21 protein-coding genes are annotated in these 22,340 nt (G+C 75.9%); 12 read left to right on the top strand and 9 right to left on the bottom strand.

The features are described from left to right. Positions 1-232: 232 nt before the first annotated feature. The 8 genes from BJP59_RS08100 to BJP59_RS08065 all read right to left on the bottom strand — a co-directional run bounded on the left by BJP59_RS08100 (position 233) and on the right by BJP59_RS08065 (position 6,940). Positions 233-721: a VOC family protein gene (locus BJP59_RS08100; RefSeq protein ID WP_194522656.1), complete on the bottom strand. Its 489-nt coding sequence runs from the start codon at positions 719-721 to the stop codon at positions 233-235. A gap of 169 nt (positions 722-890) precedes the next feature. Continuing rightward, positions 891-1,469, bottom strand: a complete 579-nt coding sequence (locus BJP59_RS08095) for a Dps family protein (protein WP_021483850.1) — start codon at positions 1,467-1,469, stop codon at positions 891-893. Positions 1,470-1,581: 112 nt separating this feature from the next. Then, on the bottom strand, positions 1,582-2,136 hold the full coding sequence (locus BJP59_RS08090; RefSeq protein WP_194522655.1) for a hypothetical protein: 555 nt from the start codon (positions 2,134-2,136) through the stop codon (positions 1,582-1,584). Continuing rightward, positions 2,133-3,482, bottom strand: coding sequence for a DUF58 domain-containing protein (locus tag BJP59_RS08085; protein WP_194522654.1), 1,350 nt, complete (start codon positions 3,480-3,482; stop codon positions 2,133-2,135). Before BJP59_RS08085 ends, BJP59_RS08090 begins: the two co-directional genes overlap by 4 nt. Beyond that, positions 3,479-4,477 (bottom strand): AAA family ATPase, encoded by a 999-nt coding sequence (locus BJP59_RS08080; protein ID WP_194522653.1) that lies wholly within the window; start codon positions 4,475-4,477, stop codon positions 3,479-3,481. Before BJP59_RS08080 ends, BJP59_RS08085 begins: the two co-directional genes overlap by 4 nt. Next, complete coding sequence (locus BJP59_RS08075; RefSeq protein ID WP_194522652.1) at positions 4,474-5,010, bottom strand: hypothetical protein; 537 nt, start codon at positions 5,008-5,010, stop codon at positions 4,474-4,476. Before BJP59_RS08075 ends, BJP59_RS08080 begins: the two co-directional genes overlap by 4 nt. Further along, complete coding sequence (locus tag BJP59_RS08070) at positions 5,007-5,774, bottom strand: DUF4129 domain-containing protein (protein WP_194522651.1); 768 nt, start codon at positions 5,772-5,774, stop codon at positions 5,007-5,009. Before BJP59_RS08070 ends, BJP59_RS08075 begins: the two co-directional genes overlap by 4 nt. Then, positions 5,771-6,940, bottom strand: a complete 1,170-nt coding sequence (locus tag BJP59_RS08065) for a DUF3866 family protein (RefSeq protein ID WP_194522650.1) — start codon at positions 6,938-6,940, stop codon at positions 5,771-5,773. The genes BJP59_RS08070 and BJP59_RS08065 overlap by 4 nt, the downstream gene beginning before the upstream one ends. A gap of 35 nt (positions 6,941-6,975) precedes the next feature. On the opposite strand from BJP59_RS08065, the gene BJP59_RS08060 reads away from it, so the two are divergent. The 10 genes from BJP59_RS08060 to BJP59_RS08015 all read left to right on the top strand — a co-directional run bounded on the left by BJP59_RS08060 (position 6,976) and on the right by BJP59_RS08015 (position 19,405). Beyond that, positions 6,976-8,049, top strand: a complete 1,074-nt coding sequence (locus BJP59_RS08060; protein ID WP_194522649.1) for a helix-turn-helix transcriptional regulator — start codon at positions 6,976-6,978, stop codon at positions 8,047-8,049. Next, complete coding sequence (locus BJP59_RS08055) at positions 8,042-9,049, top strand: helix-turn-helix transcriptional regulator (protein WP_194522648.1); 1,008 nt, start codon at positions 8,042-8,044, stop codon at positions 9,047-9,049. Before BJP59_RS08060 ends, BJP59_RS08055 begins: the two co-directional genes overlap by 8 nt. Before the next feature lie 10 nt (positions 9,050-9,059). Continuing rightward, complete coding sequence (locus tag BJP59_RS08050) at positions 9,060-9,386, top strand: hypothetical protein (RefSeq protein WP_076405032.1); 327 nt, start codon at positions 9,060-9,062, stop codon at positions 9,384-9,386. 127 nt (positions 9,387-9,513) lie between these two features. Next, positions 9,514-9,807 (top strand): Sec-independent protein translocase subunit TatA, encoded by a 294-nt coding sequence (gene tatA / locus BJP59_RS08045; protein WP_043660072.1) that lies wholly within the window; start codon positions 9,514-9,516, stop codon positions 9,805-9,807. Positions 9,808-9,843: 36 nt separating this feature from the next. Beyond that, complete coding sequence (tatC, locus tag BJP59_RS08040; protein WP_074806442.1) at positions 9,844-10,587, top strand: twin-arginine translocase subunit TatC; 744 nt, start codon at positions 9,844-9,846, stop codon at positions 10,585-10,587. Between the two features lie 43 nt (positions 10,588-10,630). Beyond that, positions 10,631-11,695 carry a diacylglycerol/lipid kinase family protein gene (locus BJP59_RS08035; RefSeq protein WP_194522647.1) on the top strand — a complete coding sequence of 355 codons (1,065 nt, stop codon included), beginning with the start codon at positions 10,631-10,633 and terminating at the stop codon, positions 11,693-11,695. Positions 11,696-11,745: 50 nt separating this feature from the next. Further along, positions 11,746-14,718 carry a DEAD/DEAH box helicase gene (locus BJP59_RS08030; RefSeq protein WP_194522646.1) on the top strand — a complete coding sequence of 991 codons (2,973 nt, stop codon included), beginning with the start codon at positions 11,746-11,748 and terminating at the stop codon, positions 14,716-14,718. A gap of 177 nt (positions 14,719-14,895) precedes the next feature. Then, positions 14,896-16,536 (top strand): amidohydrolase, encoded by a 1,641-nt coding sequence (locus tag BJP59_RS08025; RefSeq protein WP_194522645.1) that lies wholly within the window; start codon positions 14,896-14,898, stop codon positions 16,534-16,536. Positions 16,537-16,820: 284 nt separating this feature from the next. Beyond that, the gene (gene lnt / locus BJP59_RS08020; protein ID WP_336244618.1) at positions 16,821-18,593 is read left to right on the top strand and encodes an apolipoprotein N-acyltransferase; all 1,773 of its coding nucleotides are present in this window, start codon (positions 16,821-16,823) and stop codon (positions 18,591-18,593) included. Continuing rightward, on the top strand, positions 18,590-19,405 hold the full coding sequence (locus BJP59_RS08015) for a polyprenol monophosphomannose synthase (RefSeq protein WP_194522644.1): 816 nt from the start codon (positions 18,590-18,592) through the stop codon (positions 19,403-19,405). The genes lnt and BJP59_RS08015 overlap by 4 nt, the downstream gene beginning before the upstream one ends. Positions 19,406-19,508: 103 nt before the next feature. Here the strand turns inward: BJP59_RS08015 and BJP59_RS08010 are convergent, their stop codons facing one another. After that, positions 19,509-19,853 carry an RNA polymerase-binding protein RbpA gene (locus tag BJP59_RS08010; protein WP_021483180.1) on the bottom strand — a complete coding sequence of 115 codons (345 nt, stop codon included), beginning with the start codon at positions 19,851-19,853 and terminating at the stop codon, positions 19,509-19,511. A gap of 365 nt (positions 19,854-20,218) precedes the next feature. Between BJP59_RS08010 and BJP59_RS08005 the strand changes: the two genes are divergently transcribed. Both BJP59_RS08005 and BJP59_RS08000 read left to right on the top strand, forming a co-directional pair. After that, complete coding sequence (locus BJP59_RS08005; RefSeq protein WP_034656123.1) at positions 20,219-21,406, top strand: LLM class flavin-dependent oxidoreductase; 1,188 nt, start codon at positions 20,219-20,221, stop codon at positions 21,404-21,406. Between the two features lie 150 nt (positions 21,407-21,556). Continuing rightward, on the top strand, positions 21,557-22,195 hold the full coding sequence (locus BJP59_RS08000; protein WP_043651674.1) for an FMN reductase: 639 nt from the start codon (positions 21,557-21,559) through the stop codon (positions 22,193-22,195). Positions 22,196-22,340: the final 145 nt, after the last annotated feature.

Here is a 22,340-nt window from a genome sequence, read left to right as displayed (position 1 = left end):
GCGGGAGGTGCTCGCGGCGGACCTCGAGGGGTCGGTGCCGCGTGCGCTGCTGCTCACGGTCCACCACACGCACGACAACGGCGTCACGGTGTCCAGCGGCCTGCCCATCACGAAGCAGGGCCTCGTGCTGTCGTGGCGGCGGTTCGTGCACCGCACGAACGCGCGCTACGGGGCCGTGCGGGCGCCGCTCCCGACGCGCTTCGAGCAGGTCCGGCGGGCGTGGGTCGAGGCGTCAGCCCCGGCGGGGAGCGGGATCGTCGCCGGGCCCGGTCTCGGCGACGACGCCGGGCGGGACGCCCTCCTCGCCGCCGAGCTCCTGGAACAGCGTGAGGTGGAGGCCGGCGGGGGCGTCGAGGCGTGAGTTGAGCGAGCCCCAGGGCGTGAGCGTCGGCGGGGCGACGAGCGACGCCCCGGCGCCGACGGCCCGGTCGGTCGCGCCCTCGGCGTCGTCCACCTCGAGCGCGACGCGGAGGTGCCCCGCGACGCGACGCCCGACCTCCAGGTCGTCGATCGCCCGCACGTGCCCGGGGGAGGCGATCTCGAGCGTCGCGCGCCCGACGTCGAGGATCGCCACCCGGTCGTCCTCGCCGTCCGCGTAGGCGATCTGCTGGGGGAGGCCCAGGACGTCGCGGTAGAACGCGAGGGCGGCGTCGTAGTCCTCCGCCTCGACGACGAGCCGGAGCTGGCGGACGGGCGGCGGTGCGGCGTGCGGATCGGTCATGCCGAGACCCTACGCTCCTCTCGAAATAAATAGTGTGCCAAGCGCACGCATACCATCCACACCCCGAGCGGAAACCTCACCAACCGGCCCCGAAAAGCAAGGGCCCCGCCACGACTCGCGTGGCGGGGCCCGGTCGCCGTCGGGACGACGGCGGTGGAGGGGAGCGGAGTCAGGGCTGACCGGCCGCTGCCTCCTCGGCCTTGCGCGCGGCGCCGGCCTCGGTGCGCGCGCCCTCGGTGGAGAGGTCGCCGCCCGTCGACTCGAGGTGCGCGCGGACGAACCAGTGGAAGAGCTCGAGGTCGTGCAGGTGCCCGATGAGCAGGTCGTTCGTGACGTCGTCGAGCTCCTCGGTCGCGGCCGCCGCCTCGCGGTGGGCCGTGATGACGCCGACGTACACCTCGTCGAGGGCGCCGAGGTGCGCGATCGTCGAGGCGCGGCCCAGGGAGTAGTCCTCCCAGGTGCGGGCGGCGACGAGCGCGCCGGGCGTGCCCTGCGGGGAGACGCCGAGGGTCGCGATGCGCTCGGCGGTCGCGTCGACCATCGCGCGGACGGCGTCGACCTGCGGGTCGATCATCTCGTGGACCGCGATGAAGTGCGGGCCGACGACGTTCCAGTGGATGTGCTTGAGCGTGAGCTGCAGGTCGTTGAGCGCGTGCAGCCGCTCCTGGAGGATCCCGGCGACCTGGGCCCCTTCCTCAGGGGTGAGCGACGGGACCGTGTACTTCGGCAGGTCGGAACGAGCAGCCATGGGTTGCCTCCTCGGGGTCGGTGACGCGCGCCGGGACGGGCGGCGGGTCGACGGCGCGGGTGCCGTCTGCGTCCATCGTGGTGCCGGGGCGCGGTCCTCGCAGGACGAGTGCTCAGTCCCGCGGTCGCACGAGCAGGACGACGCCGAGCACGGCGAGGCCGCCGAGCGCCGCCGCGACCGCGGACGAGACGTCGGCCAGCGCGACCGACCGCACGGCGAGCGCGACGACGAGCAGCGCGGCCTGGAGCACGACGACGCGGCGCAGGTCGGGCGCGAGGGCGCGCAGCTCGGCGCGCGCTCCGGGCGGTACGTGATCGCTCCACCATGCGGCGCGGAGCACGAGGTGCCCGAGCGGGAGGAGGGCGAGGACGGCGGGGTCGAAGGGCCCGGTGCCGTCCACGAGGAGCACGACGCCGCCGACGAGGACGAGGAGGTGGGGCACGGGCGGGGCGGGAAGGTACGCGGTGAGGATGCCGAGGCCGACGGCGACGCCCCACACCAAGGACGGGGCGAGCCCGGTCGTCTGGAGGGCGGCGGCCGCGAACCCGGTCGCGAGGAGGAGCAGGGCGGCGCGCGCCGTCCACGCGGGGAACGTGGGGCCCGTCTCGACGACGAGCCCGGGCGGCGGCCCGGCGGTGACGGTCTCGCGGCGTGCGGGCATCCTCATGGTCGACCGCCCGGGGTCGCGCCCGCGGGGTGCCGGTCGAGGCGTCGTGCGGCGAGCTCGAGCGCGCTGCGGGCGCCGTCGGCGTCGGGGGTGCCGTCGTACCAGCGGACGACGGTGACGCCCCTCCTGCGCAGCTCGTGGATGCGGGCGTCGCGCTCGTGGCGGGTGATGCGCCAGGCGACGGCGACGTGCTCGTCGACGTCGGCGGCGTTCACGGGCGGGAGGACGTCGACGACGACGACCACGTGGCCCGTGTCGTGCCACTGGTGGGCGAGCCGGGGCGCTTCGTCGTCGAGGAGGGTGGAGAAGAGGTAGACGGCGGCGCCGGCCGCGACCTGGGGCGGCCGGTGGCGCGCGGTGGGGTCGCCGACGGGCCGGGCGAGGGCGAGCCCGTGGAGGATGCGGCGCAGGTGGCGTCGTCCGCCGCCGGCGCGGACGGGTCGGGCGAGGCGACCGAGGTCGTCCAGGGCGACTCGGTCGCCGTCGGCGAGGACGGCGTGCGCGACGGACGCGGCGGCGTGCCGTGCGAGGTCGAGGGACGTGGGCTCGTCGGGGCGCTGCTCGCCGACGCCGTTCCAGGTGGCGAGGTCGGGGGCGACGTCGTCCCGGGAGTCGACGACGAGGACGACGGTGGCCTCGGCGGTGCCGTAGGTGCGGCGGACGTACAGGGTGTCGAGGTCGGGTGCGCGACGGGCCGTGGCGCGCCAGTCGATGCGGCGCAGGCGGTCGCCGGGGCGGTACGCGTCGACGTCGCGGAGCTCGGTGCCGTCTCCGGGCCGGCGGGAGGTGCGGGGGCCGGAGAGCCCGCGCAGGCGGGAGGACAGGGGCGTGCGGCCGAGCGGCGTGGCGCGGGGCAGGACGAGGCGCCGCGGTCCGGCGGCGACGTGCGGAGGCTGCTCCTCGACGCCGTCGGGCCCGTAGGCGGCGAGGTCGACGCGCAGGGTGTCGGTCGGGCCGGTGCGGACCGACGGGGCGTGCCAGGCGAGGTCGCGCGAGCCGCGCGTGACGTCGACGAGGCGTTCGGTGACGAGGCCGCCGGGGGCGACGCCGCGCAGGCGCAGCAGCTCGACGCCCGGAGGGACGTGGGCGTGCGTGCGCGCGGTGACGGTGCCGGGAACCGCGGCGGGGTCGAGGGCGACGCGGAGCGTGACCGGCCCTCGCGGCCGGTGGGTCCAGCCCCAGACCGCGGCGAGGAGGGGCGCGACGCCGAGGAGCGCCACGTCGGGTCGGCGCGTGAGGACGCCGAGCGCGAGGAGCGTGGTGCCCAGGAGGAGGCCGGCACCGAGGTGGACGGTGGTGCGCCACGGCGGAGGCGCGTCGGGGTCCGGCGTCCCGGGGCCGGTCATGCGGCCCGGCCGACGGTGGCGGGTCCGGGGACGGTGCGCAGGAGGTCGTCGACGAGCGCCTCGGGGCGCAGGTCGGCGGCCCAGGCGCCGGGCGTGAGGGTGAGGCGGTGCGCGAGGACGGGGACGGCGACGCGCTTGACGTCCTCGGGGAGCACGACGTCGCGCCCGTCGAGCACGGCGACGCCGCGCGCGAGGAGCGCGAGGTTCTGGGAACCGCGGGGCGACGCGCCGACCTCGAGGTCGCGGTGGGTGCGGGTCGCGGCGGCGAGGTCGACGCAGTAGGCGAGGACGTCGGGGTGGACGTCGACCTGCTCGACGGCGGCCTGCATGGCGAGGACGGTGTCGCGGTCGACCACCTGGCGCACGACGGGGTCGTCGTGCCGGCGTGCGATGCGGCGAGCGAGGACCTCGCGCTCCTCGTCGCGGCCCGGGTACCCGACGGACAGCCGGACCATGAAGCGGTCGAGCTGGGCCTCCGGGAGCGGGTAGGTGCCCTCGTGCTCGACGGGGTTCGACGTCGCGACGACGTGGAAGGGCCGGGGCAGCGGGTAGGTGGTGCCCTCGACGGTGACCTGATGCTCGGCCATGGACTCGAGCAGCGCGGACTGGGTCTTGGGCGCGGTGCGGTTGATCTCGTCGGCGAGCAGGAGCCCGGTGAACACGGGCCCGGGCCGGAACTCGAAGGTCCGGGTCGCGGGGTCGTACATGGAGGAGCCGGTGACGTCCGAGGGCAGCAGGTCGGGCGTGCACTGCAGGCGCGTGAAGTCGAGACCGAGGGCGCGCGCGAGGCTGCGTGCGGCGAGGGTCTTGCCGAGCCCCGGCACGTCCTCGAACAGGACGTGGCCCCCGGCGAGGACGGCCGCGAGCGCCAGGGTGAGGGGTTCGCGGGCTCCGACGACGGCGGTGGCGACCTCGTCGAGGACGGCGTGGCCGTGCGCGGCGACGGTGGGGACGTCGAGGGTCGCGGGCGGCGTGGTGCCGGGGTGGCTGGTCATCGGGGTGTCCCTTCGTCGGGGCGGTCCGCGGTGGTGGGCAGGCGGTCGAGGGCGGTGAGCCAGGCGCGCAGCTCGGCGGGGGTGGGGAGGCGTCCGGTGGTGGTGAGGTCGTGGGTGGTGCGGGCGACGCGGGGGCCGAGGAGGCGGGCGATGTCGGGTGCTGCCGTGGGGTCGTGGAGGGGTCCGGTGCCGTGTCGGTCGAGGGTCTGGTCGGTGAGGTGGCGCATGCGGCGTGCTGCGGAGGGGGTGACGCGTCCGTCGCGTCCGAGGACGGACCAGCCGAGGTCGGAGACGTCGCGTCGGTTGCCGTCGCGTCGGAGGGTGGGGAGGTGGGGCCAGACGGTGTCGCCGGCGTAGCCGGTGCGGTGCCGGAGCAGGGTGGCGGCGATGCCGAGGGCGGTGAGGGTGAGGGTGTGGGCGGGGGAGGCGCCGAGGGTGGTGAGGAGGATGCCGAGCCCGACGACGGTGGCGGCGGTGCGCAGGGTGGTCCGGTCGGTGGGGCGGAGGCGGGTCCGGTGTGCGCGGGGGTTCACGGTCGTGCTCGGTGGTCGGTGGGGGCGGCGGTGTCGGGTGGGGCGCCGAGGTCGGTCGCGATGCGGGTGAGGGCGTGGCGGGCGGCGTCGAGGTCGGTGGTGCCGAGGGGGTTCTCGCCGAAGCGTGCGCGGTGGTAGAGGCGGCGCAGGGTGGCGACGGCGTGGGGGTCGGCGGGTGTGCTGGTGAGGACGGCGGTGGTGAACTCGGTGGGGGTCTGGGCGGGGTCGCGTCGGGTGCCGGCGCGGGCGGCGGCGTGCTCGAGGGCGACCCAGGCGGCGACGACGGCGTCGTGGGGGTCGGCGTCGGGGGTTCGCAGGTGGGCGCGGACGCGGTCGACGGCGTCGCGGAGCTCGGGGACGCCCTGGTCCTGCGCGAGGAGCGCGGTGTCGCCGGGTGGGGCGAGGAGGAGGTCGCGGTGGCGTCGTCGGACGAGGAGCCGTGGGAGGTGGCGGCGTGCGAGGACGGCGAGGACCACGAGGACGACGGCGCCGAGGAGCCACAGGAGGTAGGTGTCGAAGGACATGCCGGTCGCGTCGAGGGGGATCTCGAGCTCTTGCGGTGCGGTGGGTGCTTCCTGGGGCACGTTCTCGGGCGGCGGGCCGGTGGGGTCGCGGGCGAGGTCGCTGAGCCAGGTGGGTGCGTCCCAGCTCCAGGGGGCGCTGGTCGCGGCGGCGAGGACGGCCGCGAGCGCCAGGGCGGTGACGGCGGTGAAGCGGGCCGGGCCGGGCCGGCGGTGGTCGTGGTCCCCCTGCGTGGTGGTCATGCGGGTCTGAGGGACTCGGCGTGGGCGCCGGCGACGGCGGCGGTGAGGAAGGCGGCGGGGTCGGTGTCGAGTCCGCGGCCCATGGTGGACAGGCGGACGGGGGTGTCGTGCAGGGCGTGGAGGAGGTCGGGTCCGGCGGGGACGTGGACGGGGTGGTGGCGGCCGGTGGGGGCGGCGAGCGCGTGGGCCTGGTGGGTGATGCGGGCGGTGAGGTCGGGGCCCCAGCCGGGGAGGTTCTCGATGTCGGGGGTGGGGACGGGCAGGGGGAGGTCGCTGGGGGCGAGGGCGACGCGGCCGTAGGCGGTGAGGGAGTGGTGGGAGATGCCGAGGTGGCGGTCTCGGGGGTCGGCGCCGGAGACGCGCAGGGAGGCGACGGGTCGGCCGCGGAGGGTGGCGACGGCGTTGAGGGCTTCTCCGGCGGCGACGCCGGAGAAGCCCCAGCGGGTGCCGGTGCCGAGGTTGCCGGGTCCTTGGGCGACGACGACGAGGTCGGCGCCGGTGACGTGGTGGGCGGCGAGGAGGCCGGTGTGGACGGTGACGGCTTCGAGGTCGCCGCCGAAGGCTTGGCCGACGGTGATGCAGGTGTCGATCCAGCCGGTGTCGCGCAGGGTGGCGATGGTGCGGGAGAACGCGGCGGGCAGGGCGCCGCCGTCGGTCATGACGTAGGCGATGCGGGGGGTGGGGCGGCCTGCGAGCGCCGCGGCGTGGCGGGCGCCGGCGACGACGGCGGGCAGGGCGGAGTGGAGGTCGGCGACGACGACGGGGGTGTCGGCGAGGTCGTCGGCGTCGCGCAGGGTGTCGTGGTGGGGGGACTCCTGCTCGTCGACGCCGAGGACGAGGGCTTGCAGGGAGGTGTAGCGGGCCTTGACGAGGTGGCCGGGGCCGGGTGTGGGGTCGGGCGGGAGGGGGGTGGCGGGCTGGGCGGGGCCGACGACGAGGGCGTAGCCGCCGGTGCCGAGGCCGCGGGCGAGGGCGGAGACGTTGAGGAGGACGTGGTCGCCGGGGTGGGGGGTGCCGACGAGCTGGGTGTAGGCGAGGGCGCGCACGGTGGCGTGGGGGTCGTCGGGCCGTCCGGGCAGGGGTGTGTGGAGCTTGACGTTGAGCTCTTGGGCTCCGGTCCAGGCCTTCGCGTGCGACACCACGGTCGCGGTCCGCCACGTGATCACGCGGCACACCCTATCGACCGACTAGCGTGGTGCCGATGTCCGAGCCCACTGCTGCCTCCGCGCCCTCCGTCGCGTCGTCGTCGGGGGGTTCGTCGACGAACCCTGCGGCGCGTCTGCTGAACCTGGTGATCGCGTTGGTGAACACGAACGCGTCGATGACGAAGCAGCAGATCCGGTCGAGCGTGGCGGGGTACGGGGACGCCCCCTCGCCCGACGCGTTCGAACGGATGTTCGAGCGGGACAAGGACACGTTGCGCGACCTCGGTATCCCGATCGTCACGGTGGACGCGGGCGGGCACGCGGACGAGGTGGGGTACCGGATCGACCAGGACGCGTACGCGCTGCCTGCGGTGGACCTGACGCCGGCGGAGCTGGGTGTGCTGGCGCTGGCGGCGCAGTTCTGGCAGGACAAGACGCTGCGGACGGACATCTCCCGGGCGCTGACGAAGCTGCGGGCGGCCGGGGCGGGGGAGACCGCGATGGACGTCGTGGCGGGTCTGGCGCCGCGGGTGCGGGCGGTGGGGGACGCGTACGCGACGCTCATGGACGCGATCTCGGCGCGGCGCGTGGTGTCGTTCACGTACCGGGCGGCGAGCACGGGCGAGGTGCGGCCGCGCCGGGTGCAGCCGTGGCGCATCGCGGCGCGGCGCGGCGGCTGGTACCTGGTGGGCCTGGACCTGGACCGGGGCGCGCCGCGGTCGTACCGGCTGAGCCGGGTGGAGGGTCGGGTGCGGGCGTCGGGGCCGCGCGACGCGTTCGAGGTGCCGGCGCACGTGGACGTGGACGCGGCGCTCGGCACGCGCGACGCGGGCGGGCTGGCGCGCCTCGCGGTGGTGCCCGAGCGTGCGGGGGCGCTGCGGGCGCGCGGCACGGTCGTGGGCTCGGTGCCCGACGCGCGCGCGGGCGACGGCGCGGGCCGCGACGTGATCGAGGTGGCGTACGACGTGCGGTACGCGATGGCGGACGAGGTCGTGGGGTACGGGGACGCGGTGCTGGTGCTGGGCCCGCCGGACCTGCGCGAGGCGGTCGTGCGGCGGCTGCGCGACGCGGCGGGACTGGCGACGGGCCCCGCCGACGGCGGCGGACAGGCGGAGGTGGAGCGTGGCTGAGCGCGCGGACGACCGGCTGGTGCGCCTGCTGGGCATCGTGGCGTACCTCGACGGGGCGGGCCCGGTGCCGGTGGGCGAGCTCGCAAGGCACTTCGGCGTCAGCGAGCGCCAGGTCCTGGACGACGTCGACGCCCTGTGGGTGTCGGGCACGCCCGGGTACTGGCCCGACGACCTCATCGACTTCGACGCGGACTCGATCGAGCGCGGCGTGGTGCGCCTCACCGAGGCCCGCGGCATGACCCGTCCGCTGCGGCTCGGCACACGCGAGGCGGTCGCGCTCATCGCGGCGCTGCGCGCGATGCGCGAGACGGCGGCGGTGCAGGCCGACCCGGAGCGTGCAGGCGTCGTGGAGTCGGTGCTGCGCAAGCTGACCGACGCGACGGGCGAGGCCGCGGCGGCGCTCGACGTGCAGCTCGCACCCGAGGGCGACCCGCGCGTGGTCGCGGCGATCACGAGCGCGCTCGTCGCGGGCCACCGGCTGCGCATCCGGTACGTCACGGCCGCGGACGAGGAGTCCGAGCGCGAGGTCGACCCCGTGTCCCTGCACACGCAGGACGAGCACGCGTACCTGCTCGCGTGGTGCCACCGCGCCCAGGGGCGGCGCACGTTCCGCGTCGACCGCATCCTCACCGCGACCGAGCTCGACCAGGCCGTCGAGGGGCACGACGTCGACCCCGACGTGGACTTCACGCCCACCGGCGACGCGCCCCTCGCGACCATCACGTTCGCCAGCCCCGCGCGCGCCGTGGCCGAGCAGGTCCCTGTGGAGTCGGTGCGCAACCTGCCGGGCGGCGCGTTCGAGGTGCGGCTGCGCGTCACCAACCCGGTGTGGCTGCGCCAGCTCCTCACCGAGCGTGCCCGTCACGTCCTGGCCGTCGAGCCGGCCGCCGTCGCGCAGGACGTGCGCGAGGCCGCGAGCGCCGCCCTGGCCGCGTACGCCCACCTGCCCGCCGACGTCCCGGGTGGCGACCCGTCGGGCCACGACCGCGCTGCTGGTTAGGGTGGGCGGCATGTGGTTCTGGGTCTGGACGCTGCTCGTCGTGGGCACGCTCGTGGGCGCGTTCTTTCTCGCGCGGCGCCTGTGGCGCTCCGTCAAGGGCCTGGGGCGCGAGCTGTCGCGCGCGTCGCAGGTCGCGGCGGACCTCGGTGCGCGGGCGGACGAGCTGGCGCGCGCCCAGCAGGAGGCGCAGCCCTCGACCGCGCCGACGCTGTTCGACGACCCGGTCGAGCTGCGCGCCCGGGTGGACGTGCTGCGCGCGGACCGCGAGGAGCGGCGCGTGCAGCGCCGCCGCCGCGACGAGCAGGTGTGGTCCCGCTGGCGGCGGTTCAACGCCTGACGCGCACCCGTCGCGACCGTGCGCGGCGCGGTCGGACGACGCCTCGGGGCGCAGGGACCGTGACCTATGATGGCGCGAAGAGCAACGTCGCCCCTGGCCGCCCACGAGTAGGTAGTAGGTTCCCGCCGTGAACATCCTTCGTCACCCCGCGACGATCGTCGTCCTCATCCTCCTGGTCCTGCTGCTCTTCGGGTCGAAGCGGCTCCCCGACATGGCGCGCTCCGTCGGCCAGTCGCTGAAGATCTTCAAGAAGGAGGTCAAGGACCTGCGCGAGGACGACGACACGACGACGACCACGACGCCGTCGGGCACCACCGCGACGACGAGCACCGGCACCACCACCGGCGCGACGGGCACGGGTGCGACGAGCGTGACGGGGGGCACGGCGTCGTCCACGCAGGACGACACCCCCAAGGCGTAGTCGGTGTCCCGCACTCCCCGCGACCCCGAGGGGCGCATGCCCCTGCGCGAGCATCTCGTCGAGATCCGCAAGCGCCTCTTCCTCGCCGCGATCGGCATCGTCCTGGGTGCCGTCGTCGGGTGGATCGTGTACGAGCCGGTGCTGCAGGCCCTGCAGCAGCCGCTCGTCGACGCAGCCGAGCGCCGCGACGTCCTGACGGGACTGAACTTCGAGGGCGTCGCCACGGCCATCGACATGAAGGTCAAGGTCTCCCTGTTCCTCGGCGTCCTGCTGTCGAGCCCGTGGTGGCTGTACCAGCTCTTCGCGTTCATCACGCCCGGCCTGACGTCCAAGGAGAAGCGGTACGCGTTCGGGTTCATCGGCGCCGCCGTCCCGCTGTTCCTCGCCGGCGTCGCGCTCGCGTGGGTGATGCTGCCGCGCGCGGTCGCGCTCCTTAACGAGTTCGTGCCCGACGGCAGCGCGAACCTCATCAACGCCCAGATGTACCTCGGGTTCGTCATGCGCCTCATGCTCGCGTTCGGCATCGCTTTCCTCGTGCCCGTGATCATGGTCGCGCTTAACACGATGGGCGTGGTGCGCGCCGCGACGTGGCTCGCGGGGTGGCGCTGGGCCGTGCTGATCTCGTTCCTGTTCGCCGCGATCATGACGCCCACGCCCGACGTGCTGACCATGTTCTGCGTCGCGCTGCCCATCTGCGCCCTGTACTTCCTCGCCTACGGGATCTCCGTCCTGCACGACCGGCGCGTCGACCAGCGCGACGCCGCACGGCTCGCCCTGTGAGCACCACGCCCCGGCCGCGCCCCACCGGGCGCGGGGGCCGCGCGTGAGCACGGTCGCGCTCGTCGTCAACCCGACGGCCGGGCGCGGGCGGGGCCGCACCGCAGGCGCACGCACCGCCGAGGCGCTCACCGCGGCCGGGCGCGACGTCCTCGACCTCAGCGCCCCCAGCCTGCCCCTCGCGCAGGAGTCCGCCGACGCCGCCGTCCGCGGCACCGGCGCGACACCGGGCGTGGACGCGCTCGTCGTCGTCGGCGGCGACGGCATGGTGCACCTCGGCGTCAACGCCACCGCGGGCACCGGCGTGCCGCTCGGCATCGTCGCCGTGGGGACCGGCAACGACTTCGCCCACGCCCTCGACCTGCCCACCGGCCGCCCCGACCGCTGCGTCGACGCCCTCCTGGGCGCGCTCGGGCCCGCCGCGAGCGCCGGGGCGCGCGTGCGCGTGGTCGACGCCGCCCGGGTCGCGGGCGAGCACGTGCCCGTCGCGCGCTGGTACGCGGGCGTGCTGTCCGCCGGGATCGACGCCGCGGTGAACGCGCACGCCAACGCGGCGACCTGGCCGCGCGGACGGTCCCGGTACGCGCGCTCCGCCCTGACCGAGATCACCCGCTACCGGCCCTACGGGTACCGCGTCACGGTGCGCGGCGTGCCCGCGGGCGACGACGTGCCGGACGTCCTCGCCGGGGCGCCCCTGCTGCCCGCGCCCGACGCCGCGCAGCACCCCGACGCGGCCGACGGCCCGGACGGGCGGGCGTTCGTGTGGGAGTCGCCGGGCGCGCTCGTCGCCGTCGCGAACAGCCCCCGCTTCGGCGGCGGTGTCCGCGTCGCGCCCGACGCCACGCCCGACGACGGCCTGCTGGACGTCGTCGTCGCGGGCCCGCTCGGGCGGTGGGGCGCCGCGCGCGTCTTCCCCGGCATGTACGCGGGGCGCCACCTCGCCCACCGCGCGGTCGGGACCGTGCGCGCGACGTCGGTCACGGTCGAGCCGACCACAGCAGGCGCCGTGCCGCCGCACGCGTTCGCCGACGGGGAGCACCTCGGCCCGCTGCCGCTGCGCGTCGACGTCGTCCCCGGCGCGCTGCGCGTGCTCGACGACGCCGCCCGCTGAGCAGGGGGCTCTCGACCGGCGAGGTGGGCGGCGGACCGTAGGCTGACGGCATGACGGCCGACGAATCGCCCGCCGCCCGCTACGCCGCGTCCCGGGCCCGCCAGGCGGCGTCCCGCACGCGGCTCGCGGACTTCCGGCAGGTGCTCGACTTCCCCCTCGACGACTTCCAGGTGCGCGCGTGCGAGGCGCTCGAGGAGGGCCGCGGCGTGCTCGTCGCCGCACCCACGGGCGCCGGGAAGACGGTCGTGGGCGAGTTCGCGGTCCACCTCGCCCTCGCGAGCGGGCGCAAGGCGTTCTACACCACCCCCATCAAGGCGCTGTCCAACCAGAAGTACGCCGACCTCGTGCGCCGCCACGGCGCCGACGCCGTGGGCCTGCTCACCGGTGACACGACGATCAACGGGGAGGCGCCCGTCGTCGTCATGACGACCGAGGTGCTGCGCAACATGCTCTACGCGGGGTCGCGCACCCTGGACGGGCTCGCGTACGTCGTCATGGACGAGGTGCACTACCTCGCCGACCGGTTCCGCGGGCCCGTGTGGGAAGAAGTGATCATCCACCTGCCCGACGACGTGCAGCTCGTGTCCCTGTCCGCGACCGTGTCCAACGCGGAGGAGTTCGGCGACTGGCTGGAGATGGTGCGCGGCGACACGACCGTCGTCGTCAGCGAGCGCCGACCCGTGCCGCTGTGGCAGCACGTCCTCGTCGCGTCCGCGAACCCCACGGCCGGGGTCGCGCACGCGGGCGGCGGGCGCGCGCCCGGCGCGGACCTGCTCGACCTGTACGCCGGGACGGTGGACCCCACCGACCCGGGCGTGAACCCGCCCATCAACCCCGACCTGCTCGCCGCGTTCCGCACCGCGCCCCGCACCGGCGGGCCCGGGCCGGGCGGACGGCGAGGGTCCGGCGACCGCGGGTACCGCGGCCGCGGCGGGCGTCGCCCGGGCCCGGACCGGTCCGTCGTCGGGCGACGCACCCCCGCCCGGTTCGCCGTCGTGGACGCGCTCGACGCGGACGGGCTGCTGCCCGCGATCTACTTCATCTTCTCCCGCGCCGGGTGCGAGGGCGCCGTGCAGCAGTGCCTCACCGCCGGCCTGCGCCTGACGTCACCCGCGGAGGAGGCCGAGATCCGGCGCGTCGCGGAGGAACGCACCGCGACCATCCCCACCGAGGACCTGGAGGTCCTCGGGTACTGGACGTGGACGGAGTCCCTCGCGCGCGGCATCGCGGCCCACCACGCGGGCCTGCTGCCCGTGTTCAAGGAGACGGTCGAGGAGCTGTTCAGCCGCGGCCTCATCAAGGTCGTGTTCGCCACCGAGACCCTCGCGCTCGGCATCAACATGCCCGCCCGGTCCGTCGCGCTGGAGAAGCTCGTCAAGTGGGACGGCACCGCGCACGTCGACGTCACCCCGGGGGAGTACACCCAGCTCACCGGGCGCGCCGGGCGGCGCGGCATCGACGTCGAAGGGCACGCCGTCGTCGTCGACCACGCGGGCCTGGACCCGGTGCACCTCGCGGGCCTGGCGTCCAAGCGCCTGTACCCGCTGCGCTCGAGCTTCCGGCCCACGTACAACATGGCGGTCAACCTCGTCGCGCAGGTCGGGCGCGACCGGGCGCGCGAGGTCCTGGAGACGTCGTTCGCGCAGTTCCAGGCCGACCGGGGCGTCGTCGGCCTGGCCAAGCAGGCGCAGGCGCACGCCGAGGCCCTCGACGGGTACGCGCAGGCGATGACGTGCGACCGCGGCGACTTCGCCGAGTACGCGGCGCTGAGGCGGCGCATCACCGCGCGCGAGGGCGACCTGTCGCGCGCCGCGAGCCGGTCGCGCCGCGCCGAGGTCGTCGCCGCGTTCGAGCGCCTGCGGCCCGGGGACGTCGTCGAGGTGCCGTCCGGGCGGCGCGCGGGCTACGTCGTCGTGCTCGACCCGGGGGAGGGCGCCGGGTTCGACGGCCCGCGCCCCACCGTCCTGACGCAGGACCGCCAGGTCAAGAAGCTCACCGTCGCCGACGCACCCGGCGGGATCCGCACCGTCGCGCGCGTGCGCATCCCCAAGACGTTCAACGCGCGCGTGCCCGCCCAGCGGCGCGACCTCGCGTCCACCCTGCGCAACGCACTCGGCGCGCTCGACGAGCCGGGCACGCGCCCCGGCCGCACCACCCGCACCCGGTCCGGCGCGACCGACGACGCCCAGCTCGCGCGCCTGCGCGCCCAGCTGCGCGCCCACCCGTGCCACGACTGCCCCGACCGGGAGGACCACGCCCGCTGGGCCGAGCGGTGGGCGCGGCTGAAGAAGGAGCACGACCAGCTCGTACGGCGCGTCGAGGGCCGCACCGGCTCCATCGCGCGCGTCTTCGACCGCATCTGCGACGTCCTCGTCACGCTCGGCTACCTCGCGCCCACCGAGCCCGCGCAGGACCCGGCCGCACCGCTCGAGGACGCCCTCGACGAGGAGGAGACCCCCGGCGGCCCGCCCACCGGTCGCGCCGCCCGCGAGGCCGCGCGCACCGGGCTGCAGGTCACGCCCGACGGGCAGTGGCTGCGCCGCCTCTACGCCGAGAACGACCTGCTCCTGGCCGAGTGCCTGCGCCGCGGCGTGTGGGAGGACCTCGACGCCCCCGCCCTGGCCGCCGTCGTGTCCACATGCGTCTACGCCGGGCGCCGCGAGGACCACGGCGAGCCCGACGTCCCCGGCGGCCCCCAGGGCAGGCTGGCGCGCGCGCTCGAGGCCACCACACGCGTGTGGTCCGAGGTCGACGACCTCGAGGACGAGCACGACATCGACGCGACCGGCCCGCTCGACGAGGGCCTCGTCACCGCCGTGCACCGCTGGGCCGTCGGGCGCAGCCTCGACGCCGTGCTGCGCGGCTCCGAGATCGCGGCCGGCGACTTCGTGCGCTGGTGCAAGCAGGTCATCGACGTCCTCGACCAGGTCGCGGGCGCCGCCCCCACCCCCGAGGTCCGCCGCACCGCACGCCAGGCGATCGACCGCCTGCGCCGCGGCGTCGTCGCCTACTCCAGCGTCTGAGCGCCCCCGCCCCGGCGGCACCCCCGTCCGCCGGGGCGCGGGGTCGGCTCAGAGGCTGGCTCAGAGAGTCGGCGCAGGGACCGGCCGGCGTGACGTGCACGACACGCGCCCCGACCTGCGCCGACGCCGCCACCGGGCGGTGAAGCACAACGGGTTGTGGCGGTATCGTGAAGGACTGTGGCCTCAACCCTGTACCGCGGCGGCGTGATCCACTCCCCGGCCGACCCGTTCGCGGAAGCGCTCCTCGTCGACGACGGCGTCATCGCCTGGATCGGCGCCGACGACACGGCCGACGGGCTCGCCGCCCGCGCCGACCGCGTCATCGACCTCGACGGGGCGCTCGTCGCCCCCGGGTTCGTCGACGCCCACGTCCACCTGTTCGAGGTCGGACTCGCCCTCGCGGGCGTCGACCTGTCCGCGAGCGCCGGCGTGACGTCGCTCGCGGCAGCGCTCGACGCCGTCGCGAAGGCCGCGGCCGGCGCGCACGAGGACGACGTCGTGCTCGCGTTCGGGTGGGACGAGCGGTCCTGGCCCGAGGGGCGGCCCCCGACGCGCGAGGAGCTCGACTCCGCGGCGGGCGGCCGTGCGGTGTACGCGGCGCGGGTCGACGTGCACTCCGCAGTGGTGTCCACGACGCTCGCGCGCCGCTGCGCGCTCGAGACGCGGCCCGGGTGGGACGAGTCGGGCTGGGTCGCGGGGGAGGCGCACCACGTCGCGCGCGACGTCGCCCGGGCGGTGTCCCCGGCGCGGCGCACGGACCTGTACCGCACGGCGCTGCGGGCCGCGGCCGAGCAGGGCGTGGTGTCGGTGCACGAGATGAGCGCCCCGCACATCGACACGCGCGCCGGGCTGCGGGAGATCCTCGCCCTCACGGCGGACGCGTCGTCGGGCCTGCCGCACGTCGTGGGGTACCGGGGCGAGCTGTGCGCCACGGCCGACGACGCCCGCGCGCTCCTCGCGGACGTGCCCAGCCTCGCGGGCATCGCGGGCGACCTCAACGTCGACGGGTCGATCGGGTCCCGCACCGCGGCGATGCGGCTGCCCTACCAGGACGGGCCGGACCGTGGCGACCGCGGGAACCTGTACCTCACGGCGGAGCAGATCGCGGACCACCTGTCCGCGGTCGCGGCGGCCGGCACGCAGGGCGGGTTCCACGTCATCGGGGACCGTGCGATGGACGAGCTCGTGCGCGGGCTCGGCCTCGCGGCCGAGGCGCACGGGCAGAGCGCGGTGCGTGCGGCGCGGCACCGGGTCGAGCACGCGCTGTTCGTCGACGCGACCGCGCTCGCCACGCTCCTGCTGTACGGGGTGAGCCTGAGCATCCAGCCCGCGTTCGACGCCGCGTGGGGCGGCCCCGACGGCATGTACGCCGCGCGCGTGGGGGCGATGCGGGCGCAGGGCCTGAGCCCCTTCGCCGACCTCGCGGGTGCGGGCGTGCCGCTGGCGTTCGGGTCGGACGCGCCGGTGACGCGGATCGACCCGTGGGCGGGCGTGCTCGCCGCGATGTCGCACGTCGACCCGGACCAGCAGATCTCGGCCCGTGCCGCGTTCCGTGCGCACACGCGCGGCGGGTGGCGCATCGCCGGGCTCGACCACACCGGCGCCGGGCAGCTGCGCGTGGGGGCGCCCGCGCACCTCGCGGTGTGGCGCGGCGAGCACCTCGTGGTGCAGGGCGCGCTGGGCCGCACGACGTCGTCGTGGAGCACGGACGCGCGCGCGGGGCAGCCGCTGTTGCCCGAGCTCGGGCCGGACGTGCCGCGACCGCGGTGCCTGCAGACCGTGCGGGCCGGAGTGCCCCTGTTCGACACCTTCGTCTGATCGCTCCCGCTTGACAGGGCGGTGAGCCGGAGTAGTTTCGACAGGGTGTTCCGGCCCCCGTGGCCGCAGGGGGATCAGCCACCGACGACGACCCCTCGGCGTGCCGCGCCGGGTACCTGGCCGGGCTCGCGCGCTCAGTAGAAAACGTGCTCCGCCGGTGGCGGCGTCGTACGGGCCGAAGGGCGCGCGAGCCCGCACACACTCCCTTCCCACCCCCGCCGACCTTCCGCGGACGGCGGCGGCCCGCCAGGTCTTCGTGCAGGTCCGTGGCGTAGGGTGCACCCGTGCACGCCCCCGAGCCCCCGGCCGCTCCCGCCGGGCGATCCCGCCCCGCAGGCACGGCCGCCCGTGCGCCCGAGACCGGCACGCCTCACGACCGGCAGCCCGACGCTGGACCGGACGCCGGGCGGGACGCACGGCCCGACGGCCGACCCGAGCGCGAGGTCCCCGCGGGTTCGTCGACCGCCGTCCCGTCGCGGCCCCTGACGCTCCTGCTCGCCCTCGCGGGCGGCCTGCTCACCGACACCGCGTTCCCCGGCCGCGGGTGGTGGCCGCTCGCGTTCGTCGGCGTGGCCGCCCTGTTCTGGGCGCTGCGCCGCGACGGCGCGCGCTGGGGCTTCCTCGTGGGCCTGGTGTGGGGCCTGGCGTTCTTCCTGCCGCACCTGTGGTGGGCGAACTACGCGACCGAGACCGTGCCGTGGCTCGCGCTGTCCGTCATGGAGGCGTGCTTCGTCGGGCTGCTCGGTGCCGCGTGGGTCTGGGCGCGCCGCTGGTCGTGGCTCACGGGGCACCCCGGGCGACAGGCCGTCGCGTTCGCGGTGCTGTTCGTCGGGGCCGAGCAGGCACGCACCGAGGTGCCGTTCGGCGGGTTCCCCTGGGGCCGGCTCGCGTTCTCCCAGGCGGACTCCCCGCTGGGTCGCGCGGCGTGGCTCGGGGGAGAGGTCCTCGTGTCGCTGCTCGTCGCGCTCGCCGGGTCGCTGCTCGCGGTCGCCGTGCTCGCCGTGGTGCGCCGTCGTGACATCGCGACCAGCGACGTCGTGACCGGCGCCGTCGTCCCCGTGGCCGTCGCGGCCGCGCTCGTGGTCGCACCGCTGCTCGTGCCGCTCGACACGCGCGCCGAGGCGGGCACGCTCGCCGTCGGGGCCGTGCAGGGCAACGTGGGCGAGCCCGGCCTCGGGTCGTTCGCGAACCGGGCCGAGGTGCTGAACAACCACCTGCAGGGCACGCTCGCCCTCCTCGACGACGTCGAGCCGGGCGACCTCGACGTCGTGCTGTGGCCCGAGAACGGGTCCGACCTCGACCCGCAGACCACGCCCGAGGTGGCGCGCGCCATCGACGACGTCGCGCAGGAGGTCGGCGCGCCGATCCTCGTCGGCGCGCAGGAGTACCCCGAGACCGGCGGCCGGTACAACGTGTCGCTCCTGTGGGAGCCGGGCACCGGCGTCGTCGACCGCTACGCCAAGCAGCACCCGGCGCCGTTCGGCGAGTACATCCCGCTGCGCTCCCTGCTGCGCGTGTTCTCCGACCAGGTCGACCGCGTGAGCATCGACATGATCGCGGGCACCGAGACCGGCGTCGTCGACCTCGACGCGCCCCGCCTGGGGCGCACGGTGCCGCTCGGCGTCGTCATCTGCTTCGAGGTCGCCTACGACGGCCTCGTCAACGACGCGGTCGACGCGGGCGCCGAGCTGCTCGTCGTGCCGACCAACAACGCCTCGTTCGGGTACACCGCCGAGTCGACGCAGCAGCTCGCGATGTCGCGGCTGCGCGCCGTGTCGACGGGCCGCGCGACCGTGCAGGTCTCGACCGTCGGCGTGAGCGGCGTCATCGCCCCCGACGGCACGCTCCTGCAGAGCACGGGCCTGTTCACCGCCGACCAGATGGTCGCCGACCTGCCCCTGCGCACGAGCCTCACGCCCGCCGTGCGGGCCGGGGACTGGCCGGGCCGCGTCGTCGAGCTCCTCGCCCTCGGGCTCCTCGCCGCGGGGGTCGTCACCGTCGTCCGCGAGCGCCGCACCCGAACCGCCCCGGTCCCGGCCGGGGACGAGGCGCCGTGAGCGGGCGCGCGGGGGAGGGCGTCCCGGGCGGGCGCGTGCTCGTCGTCGTGCCCACGTACGACGAGGCGCTGACACTGCCGAGCACGCTCGCGCGCCTGCGCGCCGCGGTCCCGGACGCTGACGTGCTCGTCGTGGACGACGCGAGCCCGGACGGGACGGGCGACCTCGCCGACGCCGCGGCCGCCGTCGACCCGGGCGTGCACGTGCTGCACCGGGCCGGGAAGGAGGGCCTGGGCGCCGCGTACGTCGCGGGGTTCGGGTGGGGCCTGGGCGCCGGGTACGACGTGCTCGTGGAGATGGACGCCGACGGCTCCCACCAGCCGGAGCAGCTGCCGTCCCTGCTCGCCGCCCTCGGCCCGGCCACGGCGGACGGCGCGCACGACGGCGCGGACCTCGTCATCGGGTCGCGCTGGGTACCGGGCGGGCGCGTGGAGAACTGGCCGCGGCACCGCGAGGTGCTCTCGCGCGCGGGCAACGCGTACGTGCGCCTCGCGCTGGGGTTGCACCTGGGCGACGCGACGGCGGGCTACCGCGCCTACCGCGCGTCCGCGCTGCGCGCCGTCGACCTCGCGAGCGTGGAGTCGCACGGGTACTGCTTCCAGGTCGACATGGCGTGGCGGGTCGTGCGGACGGGTGGCCGCGCGACGGAGGTGCCGATCACGTTCGTCGAGCGCACGGCGGGGCGGTCGAAGATGAGCCGCGCGATCGTCACCGAGGCGCTGTGGAAGGTCACGGTCTGGGGTGCCCGACGGCGCGCGGCCCAGCTCGCGAGCCTCGCGCGGTCGGTCGCGGGGCGGAGCGGCACGCGCTGAGACGTCCCCGCGGTGAGACGTCCCCGCGGTGATCCCCGCGACGCAGAGAGGCCCGGACCCCCTCGCGGGGGTCCGGGCCTCTCGTGACGGGTGCGGCGAGGCGTCAGGCGCTGCGGCGCAGCTTGCCGGCGCGCAGCAGGCCGAGGCGCTCGTCGAGGAGCTCCTCGAGCTCGGAGATGGTGCGGCGCTCGAGCAGCATGTCCCAGTGGGTGCGGGCAGGCTTGCCGGCCTTGGGCTCGGGGCGCTCCGCGTCGCGCAGCAGCGCCTCGGCGCCGCAGCGGCACTCCCAGACCGGGGGGACCTCGGCGTCGGTCGAGAACGGCAGGATGATGGTGTGCCCGTTGGGGCAGTCGTAGTGCGCCTGGAAGCGGGGGGCGAAGTCGACGCCCTCGTCCGACTCCATGCTCTTCGCACCGATGCTCATCCCGCGCAGCGAACGGTCGGCCATGGTGTCCTCCTGAGGGGTCTTCGGGGGTGGGTGGGCGCGCCCGGTGGGGGTGCGGGCAGCGGCCCGGTCTACGAGAGGCAACGCCTCACGTGCGGTCGGTGTTCCGACACGCCGTGAAGGTCCGGTGAACGTCGCGGGGCCTCACGACCTGGTGGCCCCCGCGGTGCGTCGTGCCGGCCCGCCTCGGCGCGCCGTCCCAGGCTCCCGGGTTTCGATGCCCCGCGCAACTCCGCGGCCCCCGCCCGGCCCCGGACGTGTGCACGCTCACACCTCGCGGCCCGGGGTGCGGGAACAAACCCGGGGGGAGCCGGGTTGAGCGGCATGTACATGCAAACGCATCGACCTAGGACTCACGGGAGCACACCATGCAGTTCGGCATCTTCACCGTCGGCGACGTCACGACGGACCCCACGACGGGCCGGACCCCCGACGACACCGAGCGCGTGCGGTCCATGCTGACGATCGCGAAGCACGCGGACGAGGCGGGGCTGGACGTCTTCGCCACGGGGGAGCACCACAACCCGCCGTTCGTCCCGTCCTCGCCGACGACCATGCTCGGCTACCTGACGGGCGTGACGAAGAACATCGTCCTGTCGACCTCGACCACGCTCATCACGACGAACGACCCGGTGCGCCTCGCGGAGGAGTACGCGATGCTCCAGGTCATCTCCGACGGCCGCATGGACCTCATGATGGGCCGCGGCAACACCGGCCCGGTGTACCCGTGGTTCGGGCAGGACATCCGGCAGGGCATCCCGCTCGCGATCGAGAACTACGCGCTGCTGCGCCGGCTGTGGACCGAGGACGTCGTGGACTGGGAGGGCAAGTTCCGCACCCCGCTCCAGGGCTTCACCTCGACGCCGCGGCCGCTGGACGGCGTCCCGCCGTTCGTGTGGCACGGGTCGATCCGCAGCCCCGAGATCGCCGAGCAGGCCGCGTACTACGGTGACGGGTTCTTCCACAACAACATCTTCTGGCCCATGAGCCACACCAAGCAGATGGTGCAGTTCTACCGTCAGCGCTGGGAGCACCACGGCCACGGGCCCGCGGACACCGCGATCGTCGGGCTCGGCGGCCAGGTGTTCATGCGCAAGGACTCCCAGAAGGCGTGGGACGAGTTCCGCCCCTACTTCGACAACGCGCCCGTCTACGGGCACGGGCCCTCGATGGAGGACTTCACGCGCGAGACGCCGCTCACCGTCGGCTCGCCGCAGCAGGTCATCGACCGGTACGCCGCGATGCGCGACCACGTGGGCGACTACCAGCGCCAGCTGTTCCTCGTCGACCACGCGGGCCTGCCGCTCAAGACCGTGCTCGAGCAGATCGACCTCCTCGCGGGCGAGGTCGTGCCCGTGCTGCGCAAGGAGATGGAGGCCGTCCGCCCCGCGCACGTGCCGGCGAACCCGCCGAGCCACGCCGAGCGCGTCGCGGCCGCCCGCGCGGCCGGGACCGAGGGCGCCGCGCACGTCGGCGGCACCGAGGACCTGTGGACCGGGCGCACCGCCGAGGACGACACCCGCACCGCCACCGCCGGTGCCGCGTTCGGCCTGTGACACCGGCGACACCCGCGCCGTGACCACCCGCCCGACGGCGTACGGTCGAGGAGTGCCCCGCACCCGCGACCGGCCGCCGTCGGGCACGGCAGCACCCGGCCCGCGACGGGCCGCACCCCGCACCGCACGTCAGCACCCCAGGAGCACCGCATGACCGCCAGCACCCCCGCCCCGGACCGCCGCCTCGTCGTGGTGTCCGCCGGGCTGTCCAAGCCGTCCTCCACGCGCCTGCTCGCCGACCGGCTCGGCGAGGCCACGGTGCGCGAGCTGCAGGGCCTCGGCGTGAGCGCCGAGATCGAGACCGTCGAGCTGCGCGACCACGCGCACGCCGTCGTCGACGCCATGCTCACCGGCTTCCCGACCGGCGACCTCGCGGGCGTGCTCGAGCGCCTCACCGCCGCCGACGGGATCGTCGTGACCACCCCGCTGTTCACCACCACGTACTCCGGGCTGCTCAAGTCGTTCGTCGACGTCCTCGACAAGGACTCGCTCACCGGCACGCCCGTCCTGCTCGGCGCGACCGGCGGCACCGCCCGCCACTCGCTCGCGCTCGAGTACTCGCTGCGCCCCCTGTTCACCTACCTGCGGGCCGACGTCGCCACGACGTCCGTGTTCGCCGCCACCGACGACTGGGCGGCCGCCGAGGGCGACTCCGGGGGCGGCCTGCCCGCTCGCATCGCCCGCGCGGGCCGCGAGCTCGCGGAGAAGGTCGCGCTGCGCAAGAACACCGGCCCCGCCGACCCGTTCGCCGGGACGCCCGACTTCACGGCCCTGCTCGGCGGCCTGTGACCTCCTGACCGCGCGCCCCGGCCACCGGTGCTCCGGCCGGGGCGCGCACCCCTGCCCGACCTGCGACGACACCCCGCCCGCACCGCGACCCGCCTTGCCCCCGGCAGGCCCGTCGCGGCAGGATCGGGGGACCGACGACGACGGG

The organism is Cellulosimicrobium sp. JZ28 (assembly GCF_015327065.1).
Taxonomy (GTDB): domain Bacteria; phylum Actinomycetota; class Actinomycetes; order Actinomycetales; family Cellulomonadaceae; genus Cellulosimicrobium; species Cellulosimicrobium funkei.
Note: the sequence above shows the minus strand (reverse complement) of the source record. Positions and strands in the feature narration are given on the sequence as shown.